Below are 19,082 nucleotides of genomic sequence, written 5' to 3'. Positions count from 1 at the left end.
CAGATCCGATGTACCTGGAAGCACCATCCGAGCCGGAGCAGTTCACATACATGAACAAAGACTCACGTTCCTGAGCAAAGGCTAGATCACTCGGCGGGTGTCAGCAAGCCCGGCCGACGATCCTGCTCGGGTGGACGATCGGACAAGTGCGTCAGCCGGTAGGGCGAGTCGGGTGGCCAAGGCTCAGCATCAACCTGTTGGCCCAGTTGAAGAATGCTGCACCGTTGATCACGTCGACGATCTCGGCGTCGTCCAGACCGGCGGCCCGCAGTGCGTCCAGTTGCCCGTCGCCGAACGCGACCGGCGTGCGCGCCATGGCGACCGATGCCGCGACGATCGCGTTCCAGCGCTCGCCGAGATCGGCCGTCACTCCATCGTCCAGCAGCCGCTGCACATCGGCCTCGCGACGCGAATGGTGGCTGGCGAACCGGGAATGCACCGAGGCGCAGAAGATGCAGCCGTTGAACCGGCTGGTGGCCGCGGCCGCGAGCTCCCGGTCCGCGCGCGGCAGGCCGTCGGCCGTGTTGTAGAAGATGTCCTTGTCGGTCCTGGTCCTGGCGCCCAGGATGTCCGGGTCGCGGGCGAGCAGCATGAAGTACGGGCTGTTCGCCCGCGACCGGTCGACCAGGCCGGCCCAGTGCCGCTCGGTGAGCCGGCCGGCCGGCAGGGGCGGTAGCCAAGGACTCCACCCGAGTTCGTCCTGGGTGAATCGATCGGGGATCTCGTCGTCGGTCGACGAGCCGGCGTCGGCAGCGCCGGGGGTGACGGGAGCGAGCCCCGCGGAATCGGTGTCCGGCCGGTCCGCGGAACCGAGGATACGCAGGCCGTGCACCACCCGGAGCTGGAAGGTCAGGAACGAAACCAGCTGCGAGAGGGTGACGATCGCGTCGGTGGACCAGCCCGCGTCGGCCAAGGCTCGTAACCGGTCTTCGCCGGCCTCCCTGGGGCGGAAGACCAGCAGGTGGGCGTGCTCCAGGGCGGCCGCCAGCTGATCGCCGACGGCTGCCCGTCCGGTCGCAGACACGCTGAACCGCACCCCGTCGGTGTTCTCGGCCTGCAGCGGTGACGCCTGATAGTGGCCGAACGGGCCGGTGGCAGCGCCCTGCGCGGCGGCATCGACGACCGCCGTCAGCAGTGCTGTCGCATCCGCCGGTGCGGCTGCGGTGAACGCGCTGCGATAGTGCTCCGCGGCCACCGCGTCGCGATGCAGCAGCGCCACGAAAACGGCGACCGACCAGCGCTCGGCAATCGTCATCCCGGTTGTCGGTGCGGCGTCGAACAACGCCAGATAACTGGCCTGCGCATTGGCCCTGGCCTCCGGCCGGTGGCTGCGGATCTCGTCCAACTTCTGGCCGGCGGAGATCCTGGCCAGCGCATCGATCACATCGGGAGTCGTCGTCATCCGATGAAGTCTAGGGAGCGGGGCAGCGGCGAGGCGGACCGCAGGTCGGCTACGCCCGCACCGACGGTGAAAGTGACCGCCCGACAAAGGGTTCGACGCACCGGTCGAGCCGCCTCGCCAGGCGATCACCTTCTTCCGGCGTGCCGGTGAGGGGTCGGCGCGCCAGCTCTGTGTTCACTTGTTCGCCGCTGTTCGGCCGGTGCTCGCTGCGATCCGAACCCGCGGTGATCGTGCCTACGTTCGATTGTCGTCCGCTTGGTCAACCGGTCAACCGGTCAACCGGTCAGCCGAGGGCGAGCGCCTTCAGTCGAGCGGAGCTGCCATTGAACTTGTCCTTGTCCAGCGGCGACGAGGTGTACTGGTGGAACGTGTAGTAGCCCCAGCCGGCGGGCAGCGGCGGCGTCGAGGTCGCGTAGTTCGCCACCCACAGCGGGTTGGTGGAACCGAATGCGCCGGAGTTACCAGTGCAGGACTTCCACCAGCTGGTGTTGGTGTAGATGACGGCATCCCGTCCGGTGCGTGACTTGTAGCGCGAGGTGAAGCTGGAGATCCAGGACCGCATCGACGCCTGACTCAGGCCGTAGCAGGTGGCGCCGTAGGGGTTGAACTCGATGTCCAGCACACCCGGCAGGGTCTTGCCGTCCCTCGACCAGCCGCCGCCGTGGTTCACGAAGTAGTCGGCCTGGGTCGCTCCGGAGGACTTGTTCGGCAAGGCGAAATGGTACGAACCGCGAATGAATCCCTGGTTGTACGAACCGTTGTACTGCTGGGTGAAGTAGGTGTTGGTGTAGCCGGTGCCTTCGGTGGCCTTGACGTAGGCGAACCGGAATCCGGCGTTCCACCAGCTGGCCCAGTTCACGTTCCCCTGCCAGCCGGAAACATCGATGCCGTACACGACCGACGCCGCCGGCGCCACGACCGACGACCGCGGATCCGCGGTCGCTGCCGCGGTGGGCCGGCTGTCCCAGCCCAGGTACGCCTGTCCGGGTTCGAGCTGCCGGGCCGCCGGATCAGGCGCCGGCGGCGCCGCCACCGGTGCGGCCTGCACCGGGCTCACGGCCACGGTCACGGTGATAGCGGCTGCGAGCAGAGCCCGTGCCGTCCAACGCATGTTCCTCATTCCGCTGGGTATCCCTTCGGTTGCAGAACCGTAGGATCGCGGCCCCGACCGAGGCCTGCTGCGACCCGGCCGGGCGGACTGCTCGGCCGTCGCAGCGGACGCTAAGGGCGCGCGGACGGTGGCGCGACCGCAGATCGGTGCGCGATGGTGACGCTGTGTGGATGTCGATCGACGCCGGTCCGGCCGTCGCGGAGTCTGGCCGGAGGTTGGGCCGAGTGTCCTCCACTCAGGGCCAACTACCCATCCGGCTACCCCCACCATCTGGTCGCACTCCTAGCCAGAACGAGTGATTCGGGGACCGGTGGCCCGGTCGACCACCGACGGGTGAACTTGCCGACAATTCCCGGTGTTTCGGGCAGTGTCGCTGCCACCGCGCTGCCCCGCACGTAAGGTCCCGACCGGATGAGCGACACGACACCGACAAGAATCCGCAGGAAGGACTGCTCATGAATTCTCCGAATATCCGCCGCTTGTTGACCGCCGCCACGGCCGCCGCCGCGCTGGCCCTTGCCGGCTGCTCCGCTGACGACAGCGGAGGCTCGACCTCGGCCGGCGCATCGGCCCCGGCCGTGACCAGCGACGCCGCGGGCGGAACTTCGGACATGTCGTCGGCCGGCTCGGACAGCGCGGACGCCAGTGGTGGCACCGACGCATCCGGGTCCGATTCGGCCGGATCCGGTGACGCGTCGTCGGATTCCGACGGGTCGGAATCCTCGGACGCCGGTCAATCGTCCGACGGTACTTCGGAATCGGACTCGGCAGCGGCGTCGGCCGCGTCGTCGGACGCGGAATCCTCAGGTCCGGAGGGGTCCTCGGACACCGCGGCTGCCACCGACCCGGCGGCCGCCGGTGCCGTCGCCGGTCTGCTCACCCTGGCCAAGCAACTCGGCTGCACCGATCCGGAAGCGAGGGCGGCCAAGCCGGGTACGCCGGGGGCGAAGGCCGGCGCAATCGCCGTCGCCCAGTGCAAGGTCGACGGAGTCGAGTACCTGCTGGCCTCGACCAAGGACCCCAGCGGAGTGTCGACGCTGGTCCAGGCGTTCGGCGACTCGTTGGACCGCACCGGCGCGCTCTACTACGTCGAGGGCGATGGTTGGTTCGCCCTGGGGTCGAAGTCCGGTGAGGACGCTCCCGAGGACATCGCGAAGGGGATCCAGGCCAAGATCGGTGGCGAGGTCAAGAGCGTGAAGTAACGGTCAGACCCGGCCGGGCTCGACCGCCCGGATGACGTTGGGCGGGTGACGTTGGTCGGCTGACGTTGGCCGGCTGGCGTTGGCCGGCACCGGTGCCACAGAGTTGAGTGGAACAGACTCAACTCTGTGGCGTTGTACAGAGTGGAGCCGCGATTCCGCGGGCTCCGTTCGGCAACACGGACCAACATTGGGGAACACTGAGCACTATGAACACCGAGCGATTGACCACCCGCAGCCGCGAGGCGCTGGCGGCCGCCATCCAGGCCGCCACCAGCGCCGGAAACGCGACCGTCGAGCCCGCGCATTTGCTGCTCGGCCTGTTGTCCACCGAAGGATCGACCGCGCCGGGCCTGCTGCGGGCGGTCGGTGCCGACCCGATCGCCGTGTCCAACCAGCTGAAGACGATCCTGTCCCGGCTGCCGTCGGTGCAGGGATCGACCATTGCGCAGCCGCAGGTCAGCCGGGAGCTGGCCAACGTGCTGACCGGGGCCGAGCAGATCATGGGCAGCAGTGGCGACGAATACATCTCGACCGAGCACCTGCTGGCCGCACTGGCCCGCAAGGGGACCGATGTCGGGGATCTGCTGATCACCCACGGTGCCTCGTCCGATGCGCTGGTCGAGGCGTTCCCGGTGGTCCGCGGCGGCGATCGCAAGGTGACGACACCCGACCCCGAGGGCAGCTACCAGGCGCTGGAGAAGTACGGCGTCGACCTGACCGATCGGGCACGGGACGGCAAGATCGATCCGGTGATCGGCCGGGACTCGGAGATCCGGCGAGTGGTCCAGGTGTTGTCCCGACGCACCAAGAACAACCCGGTGCTGATCGGTGAACCCGGCGTCGGCAAGACCGCCGTCGTGGAGGGTCTGGCCCAGCGGATCGTTGACGGCGACGTGCCGGAGTCGTTGCGCGGTAAGCGGTTGATCGCGCTCGACCTGGGTGCCATGGTGGCCGGGGCGAAATACCGCGGCGAGTTCGAGGAACGGCTGAAGGCCGTGTTGGAGGAGATCAAGAACTCCGACGGCCAGGTCGTCACCTTCATCGACGAGCTGCACACGGTGGTCGGCGCCGGCGCCACCGGCGAGGGCGCGATGGACGCCAGCAACATGCTCAAGCCGATGCTGGCCCGCGGCGAACTGCGGATGGTCGGTGCGACCACCCTTGACGAGTACCGCGAACACATCGAGAAGGATCCAGCGCTGGAGCGGCGGTTCCAACAGGTCTACGTCGGCGAGCCCTCGGTGGAGGACACCGTCGCGATCCTGCGCGGCATCAAGGAGCGCTACGAGGCCCACCACGGCGTGCGAATCGCCGACTCGGCCCTGGTGGCCGCCGCCACCCTGTCGGATCGGTACATCACCAACCGGTTCCTGCCGGACAAGGCGATCGACCTGGTCGACGAGGCGGCGTCCAGGCTGCGGATGGAGATCGACTCCAAGCCGGTCGAGGTGGACGAACTGAGCCGGGCCGTCGACCGACTGAAGATGGAAGAGCTCGCGCTGGCCAAGGAATCCGACGCCGCGTCGGTTGACCGGCTGCGCCGGCTCAAGAGCGACCTGGCCGACAAGTCTGAACAGCTGGCGGCGATGACCGCGCGCTGGGAACAGGAGAAGTCCGGGCTGAACCGGGTCGGCGAGCTCAAGAAGAAGCTCGACGAGCTGCGGTCGCAGGCCGAGCGGGCCCAGCGGGACGGTGATCTGGGCCGTGCGTCAGAACTGCTGTACGGCGAGATTCCTGCCGCCGAAAGGGAACTGACCGAGGCGTCCAAGGTCGAGCAGAAGCTGACCGCCGAGGCGCCGATGGTCAGCGAGGAGGTCACGCCCGACGACATCGCCACTGTTGTCTCCGCCTGGACCGGGATTCCGGCCGGTCGGATGATGGAGGGCGAGACCGCGAAGCTGCTGCGGATGGAGGAGGAGCTCGGCAAGCGGGTGGTCGGACAGCGGGAGGCGGTGACCGCGGTTTCGGACGCGGTGCGGCGCTCGCGGGCCGGCATTGCCGACCCGGATCGGCCGATCGGCTCGTTCCTGTTCCTCGGACCGACCGGCGTCGGCAAGACGGAGCTGGCAAAGGCATTGGCCGACTTCATGTTCGACGATCCGCGGGCGATGGTCCGGATCGACATGAGCGAGTACGGCGAGAAGCACTCGGTGGCCCGGCTGGTCGGTGCCCCTCCCGGCTACGTCGGATACGAGGAGGGCGGGCAGCTCACCGAGGCGGTCCGCCGCCGGCCCTACAGCGTGATTCTGCTGGACGAGGTGGAGAAGGCGCATCCCGACGCCTTCGACATCCTGCTGCAGGTGCTCGACGACGGTCGGCTGACCGACGGTCAGGGCCGCACCGTCGACTTCCGCAATACCTTGCTGATCCTCACCAGCAACCTGGGATCGATCGCCCTCACCGATCAGGCGTTGACCGAGGAGCAGCGCAAGGACGCGGTGATGACGGTGGTACGCAGCGCATTCAAGCCGGAGTTCCTGAACCGGCTGGACGACGTCGTGTTCTTCCATTCGCTCGGGGTGGACGAGCTGGGTTCGATCGTCGACATCCAGATCAAGGCGCTTGACCGGCGGCTGGCCGGTCGCCGGCTCACCCTGGAGGTGACCGACGGCGCCCGGGAATGGCTGGCGCTCGGTGGGTTCGACCCGCTGTACGGAGCCAGGCCGCTGCGCCGGCTGATCCAGTCCGCGATCGGTGACCGGTTGGCGAAGGCGTTGCTGGCCGGCGAGATCACCGACGGCGACACCGTGCTGGTGGACGTGAACGAGGCGACCGATTCGCTGACGGTCGTCCCGGCCCGTCAGATCGTGTCGGCTGCCTCGAACGAGTTCACCGGGCCTTCGCCGAGCAGCGCTCGGTAGGTGAACCCGGCGATCAGTGCGCCGGCGATCGGCGCCAGGATGAACAGCCAGATCTGAGCGAGGCTGGTCCCGCCGACGAACACGGCGGGACCGATCGACCGCGCCGGGTTCACCGAGGTGTTCGTCACCGGGATGGCGACCAGATGGATCAGCGTCAGCGACAGGCCGATAGCCAGCGGCGCGAAGCCCTTCGGGGCTCGACTGTCGGTGGTGCCCAGGATGACGAACAGGAAGATCGCGGTCAGCACCACCTCGACCAGTAGCGCCGACAGTAGCGGGTAGCCGCCGGGGGAGTTGTCGCCGAAGCCGTTGGTGGCGAACGCGTTCGGCCCGTCGGTGTTGAACCCATCGCGTCCGGAGGCGATCGCGTACAACACCCCGGCGGCGGCGATCGCCGCCACCACCTGGGTGATGATGTAGCCGATGGTGTCCTTCCATGGCAGCCGGCCGGCGGCGGCGGCGCCCAGCGTCACCGCCGGATTGAAATGACCGCCGGAGATGTGGCCGACCGCGTAGGCCATCACCAACACGGTGAGGCCGAAAGCCAGTGCCACGCCGAGGAAACCGATGCCGAGGGGGTTGGTCTTGTCGTCACCCCCGGGGAAGTTGGCGGCCAGCACGGCGGCGCCGCAGCCGCCGAAGACCAGCACGAAGGTGCCGAGGGCTTCGGCGGCCAGCCGCTGGGCGGTGGTGGGCGAGTTCATTCGGGTGACCTCCGCGTCGTCGGACAGCAATCTTGTCGTTGCGAACTTCGAACCTGGCAAAACGGTAACGCGTCAACGAAGTACGCGCGCGGCGGCGACACCCGCTACCAGCGGGTAGTTTTTGTTCATGCCCACCGCACTCGTCACCGGCGCCACCTCTGGGATCGGTGCGGCCTTCGGCCGCCGGCTGGCCGCCGACGGATATCACCTGGTGCTGGTCGCCAGGGACGCCGAGCGGTTGGGGCAGCAACGGGCGTTGTTGATCACCCGTGGTGCGCCTGATGTCGAAGTGATCCCGGCGGATCTCACCCGGCCCGCCGAGCTGGACCAGGTGGCCGATCGCCTGCGGGACAGCGCGTCGCCGGTCGATCTGCTGGTGAACAACGCCGGCAAGGCGGTCGGAAAGGGGTTCCTGCAGACCACTCGCGAGGAGATCATCGACCAGCTGGAGCTCAACGTCACCGCGGTACTGCTGCTGACGCACGCCGCGCTGCCCGGGATGACGCAGCGCCGCCGCGGGGGCGTCATCAACGTCGCCTCGATCGCCGGGATGCTGCCCGGCCGCGGTTCGACCTACTCGGCGTCCAAGGCCTGGGTGATCGCCTTCAGCGAGGGGCTCGCGGTGGCCTGCAAGGGGTCCGGCGTCCGGGTCCAGGCGCTGTGCCCCGGTTTCGTCCGGACCGAATTCCACCAGCGGGCCGGGATCGACATGAGCACCAAGAAGAACTGGATGTACGTCGACGCCGACGAACTGGTCGCCACCTCGCTGGCCGACCTGCGGGCCAACCGGCCGCTGTCCATTCCGGGCTCGCTGTACCGGACCATCGCGGCCGCAGCCAAGCTCGCCCCTCGGTCGCTGGTGCGCGCGTTGGCCAACAGGGTCGATCGCGATCCTCGGACCTGACCGGGTCGAGCCGACGGCATAGGCTTGAGCCTGTGACCAACCAGCAGCAGAGCCACCGCGCCGCCGCCGATGTCGTCGGCGGCCCGTCCGCCCCCGGGCAGCCACCGCAGCCGGACGCGGCCGCCAAGGCGCAACTCGCGGCCCTGGTCGCCGAGCTTGCCGTGGTGCACGGCCGGGTGGTGCTGTCGTCCGGGCTGGAGGCCGACTACTACGTCGACGGGCGGCTGCCGATGCTGCACCATGCCGCGGCCCCGCTGATCGGCACCTTGATGCGTCAGTTGACCGCCGACTGGGACTACGAGGCGATCGGCGGGCTGACCCTGGGTGCCGACCCGGTGGCGATGGCGGTGATGCATGCGCCCGGCCGGCCGATCGACGCCTTCGTCGTCCGCAAAGAGGCGAAGGCACACGGGATGGGCAAGCGGATCGAGGGCCCGGAGGTGGCCGGCCGGCGGGTGCTGGCGGTGGAGGACACCTCGACCACCGGCGGTTCGGTGCTCACCGCCGTCGATGCGCTGCAGGAGGCGGGCGCCGAGGTGGTCGGGGTGGCAACGGTGATCGACCGGGCCACCGGCGCGGCCGAGGCGATCAGGGCAAGGGGTCTGCAATACCGCTACCTGCTGGAGCTGGCGGACCTCGGGCTGGCCTGAGCCGGCCGTGGACGAACCGAAACCCCCGGCGCCGGTGGAACCCGGCCCGACCGAGTGGGTGCACGGGGCGCCGGTCGGGGTCGGACCGTGGGCGGCCGAACATGACGGGCCGCCGCCGGCCGATCCGCGCTACGACCCGGAGCTGCTGGCCGACGGCGATCGGCGCAACGTGGTCGACCGCTATCGCTACTGGCGGCGGGAGGCGATCGTCGCCGACCTGGATCTGCGGAGGCATCCGCTGCACGTCGGCATCGAGAACCTGGGCTACGACTACAACATCGGCACCATCGTGCGCACCGCCAACGCGTTCGCGGTGGCGGCCGTGCACATCATCGGCCGGCGCCGTTGGAATCGCCGGGGCGCCATGGTCACCGACCGGTACCAGCACCTGCACCACCACGACACGATCGACTCGCTGGCAGAGTTCGCCCGGCACCGCCAGTTGGTGATCGTCGGCGTCGACAACATCGACGGATCGGTGCCCCTGGAGACGGCCGAGCTGCCACGGAACTGTTTGCTGCTCTTCGGGTCCGAGTCCGACGGGCTGTCTCCGGCGGCGCAGCGGGCGGCAGCCGCCACGGTCTCGATCGCCCAGTTCGGTTCGACCCGCTCGATCAATGCCGGCGTGGCTGCCGGCATCGCCATGCACGCCTGGATCCGCCAGTATGCGGATCCGCATTCGGTCGACGGCTGAGCGGCCGCCGACCGAATCCGCAGATCAGCCGTTCCAGTCCTTCGCCTTGTCCGCGACGTTGTCGACGACCGAGTCGACCTGGTCGGGGGTCTTGTCCTTGATGGCTTCTGCCGCGCTGTCGATCTTGTCGTCGGTGAGAAACTCCTTGGCCTTGTCGACCAGTCCACCCCCCTGGTCGGCAGCGGTGTCGGCTGCCGCCGTGGTGCCAGCCTCGGCGCCGGCCGCAGCATCCGCAGCCTTGTCGTCGCCCATACCGAGGGCGTCCTTGGCCTTGTCGATCATGTCTCCGAGTCCCATCACAACCTCCAGATCGTCCCAAATGCCCAGGCCAGGCACCTACGATCGACGCTACTCGCGGCGAACGGGTCCCGCTCGACGAACGGGGCGGTGCCGGCCGACGGCCGGTCAGCAGCGACGTCGGCCGGCCCGCGTCGGCGACGGTTGGTGACGTGCCATCCGGATGTTCCGGCCCGTTCAGGGTCCGTTCAGGGTCGAATCAGGGCCGTGCGCCCGCTGGTCGCCGGTACGGTGACCGGGTGGATCTGGACACCGTCAAAACCGTGGCTACCTGGGTGATCGTCGCCTTCGTGGTGATCGGCGTGCTCTGCGCCATCATCATCAAGAAAATCATCGGGAAGGTCATCTCGCTGGTGCTGGCGGCGGTGGTGGTCTTCTTCGTGTGGCAGCAGCGCGGCAAGGTGGTCGACTACGCCAACGAGGTCAAGGGTGACGTGTGCTCGGCGCAGCCGTCGTTCTTCGGCATCGACGTGAGCCTGCCGGACAGCTGGTGCAGCAATTCCTGATAAGCGGCAGGCTCGATCCGCCGCGCGCCCGGTGCGGCGCAGCGTCGTGCGTGCGGTGCTGCTGGTCGCGGTGATCGGCGGCTGGCTGGCGGTGGCCGGCGTCGGCGGGCAGAAGATCGGCGAGCTCGCTTCGGTGCAGTCCAACGATTCGACCTCGTTCCTGCCGGCCAGCGCCGAATCGGTGCGGGCCGCGGAAGCTGCGGCCGCCTTCGAACCGGTGAAGTCGTTGCCCGCCTTCGTGGTCTTCACCACGGCCGGCGCCGGCACGGCGAGTCCGGCCCAACAGGAGTCCTGGAATGCGTTCGCCGCCGGGGTGGCCCGGATCCCGGTCGCCGACGGAACCACCATCGGCGACTATCTGGCCGCCGGGGCCGTTGGGCCGTCCGGGACCGCCGCGGTCCCGTCGGCGGACGGCCGGGCCGCGCTGGTGGTGCTGCCGCTGGACGAGGCGAAGGTGAGCACCGCCGGCGCCGACGGGCAGCCGCCGCTGGACGAGGTGGTGGCCGCGCTGCGGCAGGCCGCCACCGCGGCGGCGGCGGGCGGGACCGCCCACGTGACCGGACCGGCCGGCCTGATCTCGGATCTGGGGGCGGCATTCAGCGGCATCGACGGGTTGTTGCTGCTGGTCGCGGTCGGTGTGGTGCTACTGATCCTGCTGATCGTCTACCGGGCGCTGGCCCTGCCGTTGCTGGTGCTGCTGTCTTCGTTGTGCGGCCTGGCCCTGGCCGGCTGGGTGGTCTACCTGCTGGCCGACTCCGGCACGGTCACGCTGAACGGCCAGAGCCAGGGGATCCTGTTCATCCTGGTGATCGGCGCCGCCACCGACTACGGCCTGCTGCTGACCGCGCGTTACCGGGAGGAGCTCAACCGCACCGCCGGCCCGGTGGCGGCGATGAGGACGGCCTGGCGGGCCTGCGTCGAGCCGATCGTGGCCAGCGCCGGCACGGTGATCATCGGGCTGCTGTGCCTGCTGCTGTCCGACCTGAACTCGAACCGCGGGCTCGGGCCGATCGGCGCGATCGGCATCGGCGGGGCGCTGCTCGCATCGTTGACCTTCTTGCCCGCCGTGCTGATGACCGGCCGGTGGATGTTCTGGCCCCGGATCCCGCGCCTGGACACCACTTCGACGGCGCCGGGTGCTGACCAGTCGGGTGAGCGGCACCGCGGGTGGCGCCGGTTGGCGGCGGTGATCGACCGTCATCCCCGCCGGATCTGGTCCGTCACCGCGGTGGTGCTGCTGGCGTTGTGCGCGTTCCTGCCGAGCTTTCGGGCCTCCGGAACCCAACAGTCCGAGGTGTTCCTCGGCAACCCGGACTCGGTGGTCGGCCAGCAGGTGCTGGAGGAGCATTTCTCCGGCGGCACCGGCAATCCGGTGCAACTGGTGGTCGCCCAGGGCGACGCGGACCGGGTGGCCGCCGCCGTTGCCGCGGTGCCGGGGATCGCCGGTCCGCCGCTGCCCTTCACCGAGACCGGCGGCCCGCAGGGGCCGGCGATGACGGTTGACGGCCGGGTGCTGTTGGAGGCGACGCTGCAGGCGGGCGCCGACACCGACGCGGCCAAGGACACGGTGCGGGCGGTGCGGGCGGCGGTGGCCGATCTCGGGTTGGGCGGCACCGTGCTGGTCGGCGGGCAGACCGCGCTGCAGTTGGACACCCAGGACACCTCCGACCGCGACCTGCGGGTGATCATCCCGACGATCCTGTTGGCCGTGCTGCTGGTGCTGATGTTGTTGTTGCGGTCGCTGATCGCGCCGCTGGTCCTGGTTCTCGCGACGGTGCTGTCGTTCGGCAGCGCGCTCGGGGTGTCCGCGCTGGTCTTCAACCACGTCTTCGACTTCCCCGGCGCGGATCCGGCGGTGCCGTTGTTCGGGTTCGTCTTCCTGGTGGCGCTCGGGGTCGATTACTCGATCTTCCTGATGTCCCGCGCTCGGGAGGAGTCGAAGCGGTTCGGCGCCAGGGTCGGAGTGCTGCACGCGCTGGTGACCACCGGTGGGGTGATCACCAGCGCGGGTGTGGTGCTGGCCGCGACGTTCGCCGCGCTCGGGGTGATCCCGATCCTGTTCCTGGCCCAGATCGCGTTCATCGTCGGTTTCGGCGTGCTGCTGGACACCCTGGTGGTGCGCAGCCTGCTGGTGTCGTCGCTGTCGGTCGATCTGGGCCGCTGGATCTGGTGGCCGAGCAGGCTGTGGCGGAACGATGTGTCGGCAGCGGGGTCGGCGGCGGCGGGGTCGCCGGCAGCGGAGTCGTCTGCAGGGTCAGGTCGCGGCGCTCACCGGCGCGTCGAGGAAGTCGAGGGCGACCGCGGCCAGTAGCGGTGAATCGACGATGTTGTAGTGCGTCAGCCCGGGCAGGATGGCCAGCGCGTGTCCGCCGGCCGGCCGGCCCTCGCCCATCCAGCCGCCGTCCCGGAGACCACCGTCGAGTAGCGCGAACAGCTCGACGAAGTGGCTCGGTGGGGCCATGTCGGCGTCGCCGGCGACGAGCAGCGTCGGCACCTGCAACCCGCGGATGCCCTCGGTGAAGTCGAATTCGACCGCCATCGACGCGCCGATCTTGTCCAGCAGCCGAGGGAAGTCCTCCGGTCGCGGCGCCACCCGCTGGTACAGCTCGTACATCGGCGTGTCCTTCATGAACTCGGCCGCGGCGGCGTTGACCTGGCCCTGTTGCGCGCGGATCGCCGGGTCCACCGCGTCGGAGCGGGCGAAGGTGGAGACGGCGACCAGCCGGCGAATCTTTTCCGGGTACTTGATCGCCACCTGCAGTGCGACGCCGCCACCCAGCGAGAAGCCCATCACGTCGGGCCGGTCCAGCTCGAGTCGGTCGATGAGCGCGGCGATGTCGTCGGCCATCAGGGTGACGTCCAGCGGACGGTCGATGTCCGCGGTCCGGCCGTGACCCTGCAGGTCGACCAGGATCACCCGATGATGATCGGCGACGGCCGGCAGGATCGGGCCGAACATCTCCCCGGAGCCGAGCCCGCCGTGCAGCAGGATCAACGGGTCGCCGGTGCCATGGGTCTCGACGTAGAGGTTGACGCCATTGGCCTCGACGAGTTCGCCGGTGCCGCTGGTCGTGCTGGTCCATCGGGTGCTGGTCACGGTAGTGCTCCTTGCGCTCGGTGTCTGGTGGCGAATCAGACCACGCCGGCCCCGGCAACTCATCGGGCGGCGGCCACCTTCGGCGTTGCTCCGCATAGCGGAGCAGTGCCATAGCCTGGCGCGATGGGCATCGAATACACCGCGGAGCTCGACGCATCGGCCGGCGAGGTGTGGCGCTGGTTGGCCCGGCCGGGTGCGATTCACCGGCTGATCCCGCCCTGGCAACCGATGACGGTCGTCCGCGAGGCGCAGTCGCTGCGGGACGGCGCCGCCGAGCTGCGGATCGCCGGTGCGCCCTGGACTTCGCAGCACCTGGCCGCCGAGTACGTCGAGGGCAGCAGGTTCGTCGACGAGCTCACCTCGTTCCCGCTGCGGGTGGTCAACCCGTGGCGGCACGAGCACCTGGTGGAGCCACACGGTGAGCACACGCTGATCACCGACCGGGTGACGAGCGGGGTGCCGGCGGCGCTGCTGCGCAGCACCTTCTCCTATCGGGAACGTCAGCTCGCCGGCGATCTCGCGGCGCACGCCGCGCACAGCAGGACGCCGCTGACGATCGCCGTCACCGGGGCGTCCGGGCTGATCGGCACCCAGTTGGGTGCGCTGCTGAGCACCGGCGGGCATCGGGTGATCCGGCTGGTCCGGCGCCCGGTGGCGGGCACCAACGAGCGGACCTGGGATCCGGCGGCGCCTGCCGCCGACCTGCTCGACGGAGTCGACGCGGTGGTGCACCTGGCCGGGGCGAGCATCGCCGGCCGGTTCACCGAGGCGCACAAGCGGGCGATCCGGGATTCCCGGATCGGGCCGACCCGGCGGTTGGCCGAGCTGGCCGCGGCGGCCGGGGCGGGCACGTTCGTCAGCGCGTCGGCGATCGGGATCTACGGCGCCGACCGGGCTGACGAACCCCTCGACGAGCGGTCGGCGCCCGGCACGGACTTCCTGGCCGGGGTGGTGGCCGGCTGGGAGGCCGACGCCGTCGCCGGTGTGTCCGGCTCGGCTACCCGCGCGGTCCAGGTGCGCACCGGATTGGTGTTGACGCCCCGTGGGGGTTACCTGCGGCCGATGCGTCCGCTGTTCTCGCTCGGTGTCGGCGGTCGCCTCGGATCCGGCGACGAGTGGCTCAGCTGGATCGGCATCGACGACCTGCTGGACGTCTACCTGCGGGCGCTCACCGATCCGTCGCTCATCGGCCCGGTGAACGCGGTGGCGCCGAACCCGGTGCAGAGCAGGGACTTCGCCAAGGTCTTCGGGCATGTGCTACGCCGGCCGGCAGTGGTTCCGGTGCCGTCTTTCGGGCCGAAACTCCTGCTCGGTGCCGAGGGGGCGGCCGAGATCGTCGAGGCATCCCAGCTGGTGCGGCCCGCTCGGCTGACGGCTGCCGGGCACACCTTCCGACATCCGGATCTGGCGGACGCACTGCGGCACCTGATGGGCCAGGTGGTCCATCCCGCCGGCTGACACCTGGGCACCGGTCTCACGTCAGCACCGACGCGTACGAGCAGGCCGACAGTGTTGCCCTCCACCGAGAGTCGCAATCCGTATGAGAGAGGCGAACGACCGAGGGCGGTTCACCGAGAGTCGAACAGCGACTAGTACAGCGACGATCACTGCGCCGATCGGGGTTCCCGCCAAATATGAGTTCGACTAATATAGCAATATGGATGAGTCTAGGTATGTGCGCGACCGCATGAAGCGAAGCTTCGAGTGGCTGACCGACCGAGGAATCAAGTACAGCTTCGCGAACATGGACAACTGGTGGGATGACCCGAGCATCATAGCGGGTGTGGGCAGGATGCTCGCAAGCCTGTTCCGCGACGTCGCTAATCCCACTGCAATCATTGCCCCTGCCGCGAGCGGCTACATGCTTGGTCCGCTTGTAGCGCTCGAATTCCGAGCCCGGTTCGTCGGCGCAACCAAGGAGGTCGGGACGTCGATGACTTCCGACCGATGGTTGTCAACTACAACGCCGCCAGACTACCGAGACCGGCACCTGAGCATTGGCTGGCGTCGAGGTCGAATCTCCTCCGGAGATCGGGTGCTTGCCGTCGACGACATCATCGACACCGGAGGTCAGCTACTTGCGATCAAATCGGGAGTCGAACGGTCCGGAGCCGAATGGCTCGGCGCAGCAGTCCTAATCGACGCCCTGGAAAATGGCGGGCGACGTCGAGATCTTGGAGTACGCAGCATTTTCAATAGCCGCGAGCTGTGAGCTGCCCGAGCGATTCCCGCATCGCCGGTCGCTACGCATATCCGAGACCACCTAGCCGACCATTTTTCTTGTTCGGATTGCCCCGTCGTCTAGCGTCGCCCTTTTCGCCCCCCTTGGCTTGCTTCGCCCGGGCCTTGCTTTTGTCGTGCTTATCCCCCGTGGAAGGTCTCGCATTCTTCTTATGTTCGGCATATGAGGGGCTGCGAAATAGATCCCAGACAGACTTTACTCTGGAACGACTGATCCAGCCCCAACCTATCCCAGCGCAATAGCACGGCTGGACAGGATTGGATCTGCGGCTCCGGTGGCCGTCGAGGTCAGAGTTGTTGATGGGGTCAGTGGGATACACGTACGGGTTGGTGTTGCCGCCGTAGATCGGATCCACAGTGAGGAATCTGCCGGTGGTGGGGTTGTAGAGGCGGACGCCCATGAGGGTGAGGCCGGCGAGGGTGTCGGTGGATCGTTGGTGGGTGCCGAGCCAGCCGTAGGTGCCGGCTCTGGCGGGGTCGCGGGGGGTGCCGTATTCGGTCCAGGTGGTGCCTGCTGTGGGGGTGGTGCCCCCGGCGGGGGTCGTGGCGATGATGTTGCCCTGGGAGTCGGTGATGTTCCAGGTGGTGGTGCCGTCGCTGGTTTGGGTGCCGGCGAGTGCGCCGTCGGGTCCTGCGAGGTGTCGTTCCCAGGAAGTGTTGGTGGGAATTCGGGCAGGCGCGGCGAGGGGTTGGGTTGTTGTCCAGGAGGGGCTATCGCTGGGATCGGTGTAGGTGTTCAGGTGTTGGGTGGTGCCGTCATCGACGGCCAGGATGCGGTCCTGGTTGGGGTCGAGGGTGTAGCTGCGGGTGTGCCCGCCTTGGTCGAGGGTTGCGGCCATGTCGTTGTCGTAGTAGCCGACGGTGAGGTTCCCGGTGACGCCTGTGCTGGCGCCGGACCCGACGGCGTCAGTTGCGGGGATGGTGAGGGTGCGTCCGAGGTTGTCGTAGCTGTAGCCCGTGGTGGTGATTCGGTCCGCGTCATCGAATGTGCCGGTGGTTGATGCGGGTGTGGTGTTCGTGCTGCACGACCCGGTGCTGCTGGTGCCGCCGGCGGCGTCGGGGTAGGCGGCGAGCTGGGTGCGGTTCGATGTCTTGCTGAACGTGTAGCGGCGGGTGGTGCAGGCGGCGGTGCTGCCGCCGGCACCGGGTTGGGTGTCGGCGACTTGGGTGAGGCGGCCTGCGTTGTCGTAGCCGTAGCGCTGGTCCCCACCGGCGGTGCTGTGAGAATGGGCGGTCCGCCCGGCGGTGTCGTAGGTCTGGGTGAAGGCATAGTCGGATGCGGCGCCCCAGTCCAGGTACGCGGGTTGGCCGGTGTTGTCGTACCGCTGGTTGCGGACCGTCCCGTTGGGGTAGGTGGTTCCGCGCGGTCGGCCGTCGGCGTCGTAGGCGACGGTGAACAGGCCGCCGCCGGGGGTGCCGGGGTCCTGGGTGGTGACCAGGCCGCGGTGTTCGCTGGACGTGTCGTAGGTGTAGGTGGTGGTGGCTTTGCCGTCGTTCGCAGAGGTGATCCGGCCGGAGGTGTCGTAGCTGGTGGTGGCGGTGTTCCCGGTCGCATCGGTGTAACTAACGACTTGGCCGAGGGTGTCGTAGCCGGTCGTCAGGGTCTGGCCACCGGATGTCGTGGTGGTGGGCAGCCCGGTGGACGTTGCGTAGGTGATGGTGCTGGCCGGTACCGGGGTGGATCCGGTCAGTCCGGTGGTGGCGATCGCGGTGCCGGTGACCCGGCCGGCGGTGTCGTAGCTGCTGGTGGTTGTGCGGGTGGTGCTACCCGAGGTTTCGGTCGCCGTCAGGGGTTGGCCGAGTTGGTTGTAGCTGTAGCTGGTGGTCGGCAGCGGGTTCCCGGCGGCTGGTTGGGCGGCCGGCCCGACCCGGCAGGGCAGACCGGCGTTGGCCGGGTTCACACAGGTGCCGGTGCCAGTCGCCGTGTAGTAGGAGGTGACGCGGGTGCGGGCGTCCGTGCCGGTGGAGCCCGGGAGGGACTGGGCGATGACCCGGCCGGCGGTGTCGTAGCGGGTGGTGGTGGTCAGATCATCGCTGGACGGCGTGTCGTTCATTTGCACGGTCGAGGTGGTGGCCTGCCGCAGCGTCCATCCTGAGGAGTCGCCGGGGACGATCGGCTCGTATCCGAGCCTGGTCGTCACCGAGCCATGGTCGTCACCGTCGGCCGTTTGCGCGGCACTGGTCGTGGTGGTGGGCAGGTTGTACGGGTGTCGGCGGTCGGGGCGCCCTCGTCGTAGACCGTGACGGTGTGGGTGCGAGCATCGACCGTGCTCCCATCTTCTAGCTGGACGGGGTGGGTCGGCCCGAATGTTTCGATCGGGTTCGCCGGCTGCAGCGGGTCGTAGTTGGTGGTCGAGGCGAGCAGGGCGGCCCGGTCTGTGGATCCTGCCGTGCCGGCGACTGACGGTGCGGTGTCGGCGGTAGGGGCGAGGGCTTGGGCGCGATTCGCCGGGGTGAGCGACCACACGATGTTGCCGGTCTGGTCGTAGCGGGTGGCGTCGTATTGCCAGGCGTCGGCGCCGTAGGCGGCGGTGTTGACGGTGCGGCCGTTCACGTCCAGGTAGTCGATCCCGGCCCATGGCCAGTCCGCCGCGGTCACGCTTGTCGCGATCGTTGCGGTGGGGGTGTGGTTGGGTCCGAAGACGGCGGTGCCGGTCGCGGGCAGGCTGTCGCTCTGCCCCCACGATGCGGCCGCGGTGGCACCCAACTCGACCGGCGCGGTGGCGCCGGTGACGGGCACGTCGTAGACCACGGTGGAGGTTGCGGTCGTGCCGGACGGGTCCGGACGCGACACCGTCGACAACCGGCCGGACGGGTCGTAGCCGAAGGACCAGGTGGCGAGCCCGGGTGGGGTCAGCGTCTGAAGGCGGCCCTGCGCGGTGTAGGTGTAGGTGGTTTTCAGGTTCGGGGTGATCCGCGGGTCCCACGCCGCCGATAACCGGCCGGCAGCATCGTAGGTGTAGGCGGCGACCGGTGTGGATGACATGACCTGGGTGGCCGGGTCGGCCGCAACCAGGTTGACCCCGGCGAGGCGGGTCCGCGCGACTCCGGCGACGGTGACGGTGGTGTAGGAGAACGTCAACGACCGGCACCCCGGGGTGGTCGCCGGAGTCGCGCAGGACAGCCCCGCCGGTACCGATCCGACCATGGTGGCGGGTAGCCCGGCGCTGTCATAGGTGTAGGTGGCGGCTGAGGCGGAACCGGTCTGGGCCACCGACGTGACCTTCCAGACCCCACCGGTCTTGGTCCAGGTTGTCGTGGTGCCATCCAGATCCGTTGATCTGATGGTGGTGGCTGTGGGCATCGCGACGGTGTCGCCGTCTGCGGCGGCGTCCCCGACACCGGCGAACGCCGCGGGGTAGCTGCCGGCGGTGCCGGTGGCCTGAGAGCTTGTCAAGTTGTCTGTGTAAGTG

At 68.9% G+C, this 19,082-nt stretch carries 16 protein-coding genes; 9 read left to right on the top strand and 7 right to left on the bottom strand.

The window, feature by feature from the left end; genetic code table 11:
• Positions 1–151 precede the first annotated feature (151 nt).
• Entirely contained in the window at positions 152–1,402 is a 1,251-nt protein-coding gene (locus K340_RS35475) for an alkylhydroperoxidase domain protein (protein ID WP_029138573.1), read from the bottom strand.
• A 283-nt stretch (positions 1,403–1,685) separates the two neighbouring features.
• Positions 1,686–2,522: a lysozyme gene (locus K340_RS0124115; RefSeq protein ID WP_029138572.1), complete on the bottom strand. Its 837-nt coding sequence runs from the start codon at positions 2,520–2,522 to the stop codon at positions 1,686–1,688.
• A gap of 446 nt (positions 2,523–2,968) precedes the next feature.
• Between K340_RS0124115 and K340_RS34770 the strand changes: the two genes are divergently transcribed.
• Together K340_RS34770 and clpB are read left to right on the top strand one after the other, a co-directional pair.
• Positions 2,969–3,715: a hypothetical protein gene (locus K340_RS34770; protein ID WP_029138571.1), complete on the top strand. Its 747-nt coding sequence runs from the start codon at positions 2,969–2,971 to the stop codon at positions 3,713–3,715.
• 206 nt (positions 3,716–3,921) lie between these two features.
• Complete coding sequence (gene clpB, locus K340_RS32985; RefSeq protein WP_051267494.1) at positions 3,922–6,576, top strand: ATP-dependent chaperone ClpB; 2,655 nt, start codon at positions 3,922–3,924, stop codon at positions 6,574–6,576.
• On the opposite strand, the gene aqpZ is transcribed toward clpB, so the two are convergent.
• Positions 6,516–7,280, bottom strand: coding sequence for an aquaporin Z (aqpZ, locus tag K340_RS0124100; RefSeq protein ID WP_029138570.1), 765 nt, complete (start codon positions 7,278–7,280; stop codon positions 6,516–6,518). The genes clpB and aqpZ overlap by 61 nt on opposite strands.
• Positions 7,281–7,407: 127 nt before the next feature.
• Between aqpZ and K340_RS0124095 the strand changes: the two genes are divergently transcribed.
• The 3 genes from K340_RS0124095 to K340_RS0124085 all read left to right on the top strand — a co-directional run bounded on the left by K340_RS0124095 (position 7,408) and on the right by K340_RS0124085 (position 9,528).
• Positions 7,408–8,184, top strand: coding sequence for an SDR family NAD(P)-dependent oxidoreductase (locus K340_RS0124095; RefSeq protein ID WP_029138569.1), 777 nt, complete (start codon positions 7,408–7,410; stop codon positions 8,182–8,184).
• A gap of 143 nt (positions 8,185–8,327) precedes the next feature.
• Entirely contained in the window at positions 8,328–8,834 is a 507-nt protein-coding gene (gene pyrE, locus K340_RS32980; RefSeq protein ID WP_051267634.1) for an orotate phosphoribosyltransferase, read from the top strand.
• A gap of 7 nt (positions 8,835–8,841) precedes the next feature.
• Entirely contained in the window at positions 8,842–9,528 is a 687-nt protein-coding gene (locus K340_RS0124085; RefSeq protein ID WP_029138568.1) for a TrmH family RNA methyltransferase, read from the top strand.
• Positions 9,529–9,552: 24 nt separating this feature from the next.
• On the opposite strand, the gene K340_RS36475 is transcribed toward K340_RS0124085, so the two are convergent.
• Entirely contained in the window at positions 9,553–9,825 is a 273-nt protein-coding gene (locus tag K340_RS36475) for a hypothetical protein (protein WP_037366604.1), read from the bottom strand.
• Between the two features lie 239 nt (positions 9,826–10,064).
• Between K340_RS36475 and K340_RS0124075 the strand changes: the two genes are divergently transcribed.
• Positions 10,065–10,331: a hypothetical protein gene (locus K340_RS0124075; RefSeq protein WP_029138567.1), complete on the top strand. Its 267-nt coding sequence runs from the start codon at positions 10,065–10,067 to the stop codon at positions 10,329–10,331.
• A 31-nt stretch (positions 10,332–10,362) separates the two neighbouring features.
• Positions 10,363–12,642 carry an MMPL family transporter gene (locus K340_RS32970; RefSeq protein ID WP_245599710.1) on the top strand — a complete coding sequence of 760 codons (2,280 nt, stop codon included), beginning with the start codon at positions 10,363–10,365 and terminating at the stop codon, positions 12,640–12,642.
• On the opposite strand, the gene K340_RS32965 is transcribed toward K340_RS32970, so the two are convergent.
• Positions 12,586–13,428 carry an alpha/beta fold hydrolase gene (locus K340_RS32965; RefSeq protein ID WP_037366603.1) on the bottom strand — a complete coding sequence of 281 codons (843 nt, stop codon included), beginning with the start codon at positions 13,426–13,428 and terminating at the stop codon, positions 12,586–12,588. The genes K340_RS32970 and K340_RS32965 overlap by 57 nt on opposite strands.
• 123 nt (positions 13,429–13,551) lie before the next feature.
• On the opposite strand from K340_RS32965, the gene K340_RS0124060 reads away from it, so the two are divergent.
• Together K340_RS0124060 and K340_RS35470 are read left to right on the top strand one after the other, a co-directional pair.
• Positions 13,552–14,886 carry a TIGR01777 family oxidoreductase gene (locus K340_RS0124060; protein WP_029138566.1) on the top strand — a complete coding sequence of 445 codons (1,335 nt, stop codon included), beginning with the start codon at positions 13,552–13,554 and terminating at the stop codon, positions 14,884–14,886.
• 217 nt (positions 14,887–15,103) lie between these two features.
• The gene (locus K340_RS35470; RefSeq protein WP_211229626.1) at positions 15,104–15,640 is read left to right on the top strand and encodes a phosphoribosyltransferase family protein; all 537 of its coding nucleotides are present in this window, start codon (positions 15,104–15,106) and stop codon (positions 15,638–15,640) included.
• A 31-nt stretch (positions 15,641–15,671) separates the two neighbouring features.
• On the opposite strand, the gene K340_RS32960 is transcribed toward K340_RS35470, so the two are convergent.
• The gene (locus K340_RS32960) at positions 15,672–17,810 is read right to left on the bottom strand and encodes an RHS repeat-associated core domain-containing protein (RefSeq protein WP_029138565.1); all 2,139 of its coding nucleotides are present in this window, start codon (positions 17,808–17,810) and stop codon (positions 15,672–15,674) included.
• Complete coding sequence (locus K340_RS37365; protein ID WP_154674464.1) at positions 17,807–19,066, bottom strand: hypothetical protein; 1,260 nt, start codon at positions 19,064–19,066, stop codon at positions 17,807–17,809. Before K340_RS37365 ends, K340_RS32960 begins: the two co-directional genes overlap by 4 nt.
• Positions 19,067–19,082 lie beyond the last annotated feature (16 nt).

This window comes from Nakamurella lactea DSM 19367 (assembly GCF_000426645.1).
GTDB classification, from domain to species: domain Bacteria; phylum Actinomycetota; class Actinomycetes; order Mycobacteriales; family Nakamurellaceae; genus Nakamurella; species Nakamurella lactea.
The sequence above is the reverse complement of the archived record's forward strand: the minus strand, read 5'-3'. Positions and strand labels throughout refer to the sequence as shown.